Origin of the sequence: Frankia sp. BMG5.23 (genome assembly GCF_000685765.2) — a bacterium.
Taxonomy (GTDB): Bacteria; Actinomycetota; Actinomycetes; order Frankiales; family Frankiaceae; genus Frankia; species Frankia casuarinae.
In genome coordinates, this window is sequence record NZ_JDWE01000103.1 from 1 (window position 1) to 6,361 (window position 6,361).

The following is a 6,361-nucleotide window of genomic DNA, read 5'->3' on the forward strand; positions in this document are numbered from 1 at the left end:
CCGTTCTGGACGTCAACCGCCTCAGGCTCACCGACGCCGAACTTGCATACCTGTCCGCGTGCGAAACCGCCCGCCCGGGCGGCGAGCTTTCCGACGAGGCGATGCACCTCGCCTCCGCCTTCCAGCTCGCCGGCTATCGGCATGTCATCGCCACGCTGTGGCCCATCAACGACCAGATCGCCGTCGACCTCGCGGAAAATATCTACAGGTTCCTAGCCGACGGTAGCGACGTGGCCGCGGCCGTTCACAACGCCACCCGTGCCCAGCGCAACTACGCGCCGCGATCCCCGTCACAGTGGGCGTCCCACATCCACGTCGGCGCCTGACGCCGCCACGCCCACACCGTAGCAGCCCACCAAGCTGCTACGTGAGGTTCTTGACAAGCCGTCGCGGCGACAGGAGGTGCACAGAGCGCCCGGGCGGGGGTTCCGAATCCGGTCACCGGCAGGCCTGCGCCGGGAGCGAAAGTAACTGGCGGTGGTTTGTTGTGATCGGTAATGGGAGCGGGAACAGGGAATAAGGAGAAGTGATCGCCTGCGGTCATGGGGGTGAGCAGTGATGACAGCGCGGCTGCCGTGCCCGCCGGCACCGGCGCCGTGGAGGCGTACGCGTCCCGGTTCGATGACCTGTTCGCGTCGCGGGCGCAGCGGCAGGGGTTCCGGGACTGTCTGGTTGGTCTGGCTGGCGCCGCGGGACCGGAACAAGACACTGACCTGCCTGGCCGGGGCGGAGCCGGTGGTCGGCGCCCAGCACCGGCAGGCCCAGCGGCTGCAGTGGTTCGTCTCGGAGTCCTCCTGGGACCACCAGAAGATCAACAGTAGGCGGGTTGAGCTGCTCGCCAGAGCGCCAGGCACAGCCCCGCAGCCGGGCGGGGCCCTGGTCATCGACGACTCCGGGGACCGCAAGAGCGGGCACGCCACCGCGGGAGTCTCCCGCCAGTACCTCGGTTCCCGCGGGGCCATCGAGCGTGGCGTCGTCGCGGTGACCACGGCATGGGCCGACGAGCGGGCCTACCACCCGCTGCACACCCGGCTCTACCTGCCGGCCCCCTGCCTACCCGAGGGGCGCAACGACCCGTCGTTCCAGACCAAGGGGCAGATCGCCGCCGGCCTGGTCACCGACGCCCGCACAGCCGGGATCCCGTTCCGCGCGGTGATCGCCGACTGCTTCTACGGCCCGTCCGAAAGCCCCGGCCTCGTCCTCGAAGACGATCCAGGACCCTGTGGCCGCAACGATTTTTTTGCCCGCGGCCACGTCTCCCGCGGCCACGTCTCCCGCCGCCACACCCCCACCGCACCGTCGTCGCGTTCAACCGCCCGCCGGGCGGGCCGCTGGCACGACCAGCCCCGCTGCCGCAGCCGCTCACATCGCAGAGCTGGGCAGGAACCTGCTACTCAACGTCTTGGGCCTCCCTGCCTTCACCGTGGCCGCGCTGGAGGTAGTACCGAAGCAGTCGATCTTTCAGCCGGGATCGCTGGCGATCGCTGGTAGGGCGCCGGATTGGGAGCAATACAAGCCCCCGGCTCCTGGTCGGGCCAGCCGGCTGGTGGGCGGGTCGGGTCGATACCAGCGGGAGTTCGACGCGGCCCGAAGCACGTGGGAAGCCGACACGGCCGAGTTCCAGCGGGTCGAGACCGACCGGCTACGACAACTCACTGCGGCTCGAACCAGACACGACCAGCAGGTGGCTGCGGCCCTCGACCGTGCCGCGGCGCACAACGCCCGCATCGCGGCACAGTGGGCGGCGTGTCTGGACGGTGACCCGGAAGCGGTCGAGTGGTTCGTCGGCCAAGCGCTCGCGGCCACGTCCTATCCCGACGGCTTCCCCGTAGCACGCAAAATCGCCTACCGGCCCCAGGAACACGACATCGTCATCGAGATCGAATTCCCACAACGATCCGTGATCCCCGAAATCAGGGAATACAAGCTATTCAAGACCGCACCCGAGGTCAGGCCGGTAAAGTGGAAAGAGCCTGAAGCCAAGAAGCTATATGCGCAGCTCGTTGCCTGGATGACGTTGCGGATAGTGCACGAAGTCTTCGAGGCCACGAAGACGCTTGACCTCATCGATGTTGTTGTCTTCAACGGAACCGTCATCGATGTAGCACCCACGACCAGCAAAGACACTCTCTACCATCTGGTAAGTCTCGAACCCGAACGATCCCTGTTCGAGGCGAGCCTTGAACTCGACCGAGTCACCGATCCGATCGGATGCCTGCCCGAGCTGGGCGCGGAAGTCTCACCCAACCCTTACGATCTAGAAGCCGTGAAACCCGTTGTCACGTTCGACCTCCGTCGATTCAGACGTACGTAGTCGGAATTCCCGTGGGTGCATGGTCGCGGGCGGCGTGACGGTCGGTCACGCCGCTGGGTGTTGCGAGGAGTTCGCTGGTCAGCTGGGTGGCTGTTTCCACGCCTCAAGGTCGTCGGGGCTGGCGGCCCAGGGCAGGAACCGTTCGAGGTCGGTGCCGGTGAGCGCTGTGTCGTCGGTCCGGCCGCAGGCGTCGAGGTAGCTTTCCAGGTAGGTCAGCAGGTTCAGTCCGTGCAGCGTCGTGGTCGCGGTGACCGTGAAGATCGTGGCGGCGTCGCGGGCGGCGTCCTCGGTGCGGGAGCCGCCGGCGTTGCGCCGGGTCACGACTGGCCCCCTGATCGCTCTCTCGGCCGGGTTGTTGTCCAGACCGATCATGGGATAGCTGCGGTGGGCGGTCAGGCCGTCCCATTCCCGGTCCATCGTGGCCAGGGCCTTCTTCGCGGGTTCCTGCAGGCCCGGGGAGGTCATCTGTTCCTGTCGGACGGTGTCGATCATGCCGATCGCGGTGTCCCAGCCGGCGTAGGCGGCGGCCAGGGCGCGCTCGGCGCGCGGGGACGGGGCCGTGGCGGCGGTGTGCCAGGCCGCGGCGAGCGCGTCGTGCGCGGTGTAGAGATCGCGGATCCGGTCGACCCGCTGGCGGGCCCAGATCCCGAGCTGGGCGGGGTTCGCGTCCCCGGCTCGTACGAAGTGCCGCCGGGCGTGCGCCCAGCAGTACAGGTTGACCAGGCCGTCAGCCCGCCGTCCGGCGGAGGCGTAGACGGTGTAGAAGTCCGACGACAGCACGAGCCGGCGCGGCGCGCCGCCCGGGGGTGTCGCTGAGCTGGCCGGTGTCCGGGTCGAGGCCGACATGGTCGGCGAGGACCGCACTCGAACGGGTCGCGTCCATCACGAAGCACACCGAGTCCTCACCGAGGAAGACCCACAGCCAGAAGCGGGCCGGCCCGCCGCCGGGGAAATCGCAGTCGACCTCGTCACGGGTGAGATGGTCATAGTTCCGCCGGCCCATCAGTGGTCCGCGCTGGTGACCGCATGGTTGATGTTGGAACATGCTCCGACCAGCCGGGAGATCCGCGGAGACAAGGAACTGGCCCCGCCGCTGCCCCTGGCCTCGGCCGCCGGTGGGCTACGACGCGCCATGCTGTGCGCGGCGCGCGGTGGGCTGTCGTTGCGGGTGGCCGGCGAGCACGTCGACTGGTTCTTCCCGCTGCATCTATACGGGCCAGGCGAGCTGCGGGACAAGGCGGCCGCCGCGATACGGGAGTTGGAATATCTGGTCAAGGATGTGGCTCGCCTCCACGGGAAGATCCGGGTGCGGGGAATGCGCTCGTGCGTCGTGGCCGAAGAGGCCTTGATCAGCGAGATTCTGCATACCCGGTCATTGGCGAAGCTGTCCTTGGCGCGGGTGGCGCCGACGGTGCTGTCCAGCTCGCACGAGCCGCACGAGGTGCTGGCACGGCTGCGTGCGGCCGGGCTGTCCCCGGTCGCCGAGGACGCGACGGGCACAGTGATCGTCGAGAAGCAGCAGGAGCACCGCGCGGCTGCGCCCCGGTCGCCGACGCGGGCCGCGTCCCGGGTCCGGCCCCGGATGGACGCGGAGAAGCTGGCCGCACGGCTGCTCGCGGACCCGGATGGCACGGACAGCGGCGGGTCGGATATCTCGGAGACGTCCGCGCGGCTGGCGCAGCTGAACCCTGGCCTGACCGATACCGAGATCATCCTGCTTGCCGACGCGATCGAGGCCCAGCGCGACGTGTTGATCAGCTACCGGAACAAGGCAGGAAACCGGACTGCCCGGGAGATCCAGCCGCACCAGCTGTACGGCCGATGGCTCGAGGCGTGGTGTCACCTGCGGGACGCACAACGGGACTTCACCGTGGCCAACATCGAGTCGGTCGCCCCGGTCGGCTGACCCCGTCGGTGGCCCTCACCGACTGCCTGTGCCCGCGCCCGACATCAGGCGACCAGGCCACTCACGCTCCAGCCCTCGGTGGGTTCAGGTGCCTTCGCGTACAGCTGCGAGGACTCGACGCAGGTCGACAGAGAACTGGGGTAGTTGCTCTCTGGCCGCGGTGTGCAGTATCTCGAGGTCGACGGACCAGTAGCCGTGGACGATCCGGTTGCGTAGCCGGACGGGCTGCTTCCAGGCGATGTCGGGATAGCTCTTGGTGATCTCTTCGGAGAGCTGACTGGCGGCTTCGCCGAGCACGGTGAAGTTCCACAGGAGTGCGTCGCGGCGCTGCCGGTCCGCTTCCAGGGCGCTGACGGTGATTCCGTCGGTGAGTTTCTGTGCCTGGTCGGCCGCTTCGATCATCTCGCTGAGAAGGAGGACGTCACGCCGCATAGACGGGCCGTGCCTCAGCCAGGACGGACGAGCGGAGCAGCGGGTGGAGCCCGCGGGCGGAGACCAAATCGACGGGCCGTCCGAACAGGCCGGTGAGGTCATCGGCGAGCTGCTCAATGTCCCAGCCCAGACGCCGGCCCGGCGCAAGGGTGTACAGGATGTCGATGTCGCTGTCAGCGGTCGCGGTGCCGCGCGCCTGCGAGCCGAACACCTGGAGTTCCGCGATCCCGTAACGAGCGCAGATCGCGGCCAGGCGTGCCCTGTCGATCTCTACTCCGGCGATGGACCCCACAGGTCAAGGGTAGCCGCAGGAAGCTCAAGGTCCAGGGCGCACCGTTCCAACGCGCATCGCCGCTGATCATGACTGCCCGTTGACCAGCCGCACGGGCAAACCGCGACTCACTGGCATCACGCCCGCCCCGGCGACTCGGACCGAGGCCAGCGGCACCCCGAGGCGGTTAAGGGGTTAACTCAACACCGGCAAACGAGCTCTGGACCACAGCGCCCGCCGGGCGAATCAGGCGACGGTTCGGATTGTGCGAATTTTGCACCAAGAAAAAAGTTCAACAAAATGCCAGGTCACACCAAGACGACGGCGCCCGCGAATGGAACGCCCGCGACGGCCGTGTCACCGATCTCGGGCTGCACTGCACCGTCGCCCCCGCGGCCGGTAACGAGATCACGATCGCGATTCGGGCATCCGCAGGCAGCGAGAACACGACCGGGTGACAGACGCCGGGTATTCGTGGTTCACAGATCCACCGGCCGTGCCCTCCACGACCCGGTGGACCTGACTCCCGCCACGGCGTGGCCATGGCTACTGAGAGCCTGTCCTGGATCTTGAGTGATGTTAACGCTCTGTAGTATCGCGGGGTTGCCAGCGTGGGACGGGATTCCCGCGAACGAGACGGCGGACCATGGTGCGGATCATCGCCCAGTGGATGAACGATGCGGAGGTGGCGGGGTGGCGTTCGTAGTCGCGGGCAAGCCGCCGGTGGGCGGTGAGCCAGNCAAGGGTACGTTCGACCACCCATCGTTTCGGCAGGGCCTCGAAGGTTTTCTGACCGGGTTTCTTCCGAACGATCTCGACGGTGGTCCTCATGATGGTCCGCGCCCATGCAACAGGCTNGCCAGCGAAACCGCCGTCGGCGAACAGATGACGGCAGCGATGATGGGTGAAGTAGTGGTCTATCAGGAGGCGCCGGCCGCCGTCGCGGTCCTGGACGTTGGCAGGGACGACGAGGACGGTCAGCAGGAGACCCAGCGTGTCGACGATCACGAACCGCTTGCGGCCGTTGACCTTCTTGCCGGCATCGTAGCCGCCGGAGTCGGCGCCGACCGTCTGGGCGCCCTTGACCGACTGGGAGTCCACCACCCCCGCGGTCGGCTCCGCGCGAGCCGGACCCTGCCCCGCAGCGCGTCATGGATCCCGGCGGTCACGCCTTTTTTCTTCCACCGGTCAAAGAAGCCGTAGACCGTCTGCCACGGCGGGAAGCCCGCCGGCAGCGCGCGCCACACGATCCCGTTGTGTGTCACGTACAGGATGGCGTCCACGATGTCCCGGCGAGAGTGCGCCTCGGGCCGGCCGTCCTTCGATACCGGCGGCAACACAGCTTCGACAAGCGCCCACTCGGCGTCGGTCAGATCCGATGGATACCGGTGTGTACGTACCATGACCAGCCCCTGCCGCCATCACCCCCGTCCAAACC

The 6,361-nt window shown here is 67.8% G+C and carries 7 protein-coding genes and 3 pseudogenes; 4 read left to right on the forward strand and 6 right to left on the reverse strand.

Annotation, left to right across the window (positions count from 1 at the left end):
* Positions 1-326 (forward strand): CHAT domain-containing protein (locus BMG523DRAFT_RS21410; protein WP_043592193.1); only part of this gene is annotated, 326 nt, incomplete at its 5' end.
* 295 nt (positions 327-621) lie between these two features.
* Positions 622-1,146: pseudogene (locus BMG523DRAFT_RS26835) on the forward strand (transposase); the annotation flags it as partial.
* Between the two features lie 71 nt (positions 1,147-1,217).
* Here BMG523DRAFT_RS26835 and BMG523DRAFT_RS26840 read toward each other — a convergent pair.
* Positions 1,218-1,346, reverse strand: a pseudogene (locus BMG523DRAFT_RS26840) (winged helix-turn-helix domain-containing protein); the annotation flags it as partial.
* Between the two features lie 77 nt (positions 1,347-1,423).
* Between BMG523DRAFT_RS26840 and BMG523DRAFT_RS21420 the strand changes: the two are divergent.
* Positions 1,424-2,314, forward strand: a complete 891-nt coding sequence (locus BMG523DRAFT_RS21420; RefSeq protein WP_157858539.1) for a hypothetical protein — start codon at positions 1,424-1,426, stop codon at positions 2,312-2,314.
* A gap of 78 nt (positions 2,315-2,392) precedes the next feature.
* On the opposite strand, the gene BMG523DRAFT_RS21425 is transcribed toward BMG523DRAFT_RS21420, so the two are convergent.
* Positions 2,393-3,094 (reverse strand): IS66 family transposase, encoded by a 702-nt coding sequence (locus tag BMG523DRAFT_RS21425; protein WP_235463355.1) that lies wholly within the window; start codon positions 3,092-3,094, stop codon positions 2,393-2,395.
* Positions 3,042-3,317: a hypothetical protein gene (locus BMG523DRAFT_RS26845; RefSeq protein WP_235463357.1), complete on the reverse strand. Its 276-nt coding sequence runs from the start codon at positions 3,315-3,317 to the stop codon at positions 3,042-3,044. Before BMG523DRAFT_RS26845 ends, BMG523DRAFT_RS21425 begins: the two co-directional genes overlap by 53 nt.
* Positions 3,318-3,332: 15 nt before the next feature.
* On the opposite strand from BMG523DRAFT_RS26845, the gene BMG523DRAFT_RS21430 reads away from it, so the two are divergent.
* On the forward strand, positions 3,333-4,220 hold the full coding sequence (locus BMG523DRAFT_RS21430; protein WP_051624004.1) for a WYL domain-containing protein: 888 nt from the start codon (positions 3,333-3,335) through the stop codon (positions 4,218-4,220).
* Between the two features lie 84 nt (positions 4,221-4,304).
* Here the strand turns inward: BMG523DRAFT_RS21430 and BMG523DRAFT_RS21435 are convergent, their stop codons facing one another.
* The 3 genes and pseudogenes from BMG523DRAFT_RS21435 to BMG523DRAFT_RS21445 form a co-directional block, all read right to left on the reverse strand.
* Positions 4,305-4,652 carry a DUF86 domain-containing protein gene (locus BMG523DRAFT_RS21435; RefSeq protein ID WP_006538963.1) on the reverse strand — a complete coding sequence of 116 codons (348 nt, stop codon included), beginning with the start codon at positions 4,650-4,652 and terminating at the stop codon, positions 4,305-4,307.
* Positions 4,642-4,944 (reverse strand): nucleotidyltransferase family protein, encoded by a 303-nt coding sequence (locus tag BMG523DRAFT_RS21440; protein WP_011434627.1) that lies wholly within the window; start codon positions 4,942-4,944, stop codon positions 4,642-4,644. Before BMG523DRAFT_RS21440 ends, BMG523DRAFT_RS21435 begins: the two co-directional genes overlap by 11 nt.
* A gap of 558 nt (positions 4,945-5,502) precedes the next feature.
* A pseudogene (locus tag BMG523DRAFT_RS21445) lies at positions 5,503-6,326 on the reverse strand (IS5 family transposase).
* Between the last annotated feature and the right edge of the window lie 35 nt (positions 6,327-6,361).

Coding starts and splice junctions, on each gene's coding strand:
- BMG523DRAFT_RS21435 (WP_006538963.1), bottom strand. CDS start 4,652: ATGCGGCGTGACGTCCTCCTTCTCAGCGAGATGATCGAAGCGGCCGAC.
- BMG523DRAFT_RS26845 (WP_235463357.1), bottom strand. CDS start 3,317: ATGGGCCGGCGGAACTATGACCATCTCACCCGTGACGAGGTCGACTGC.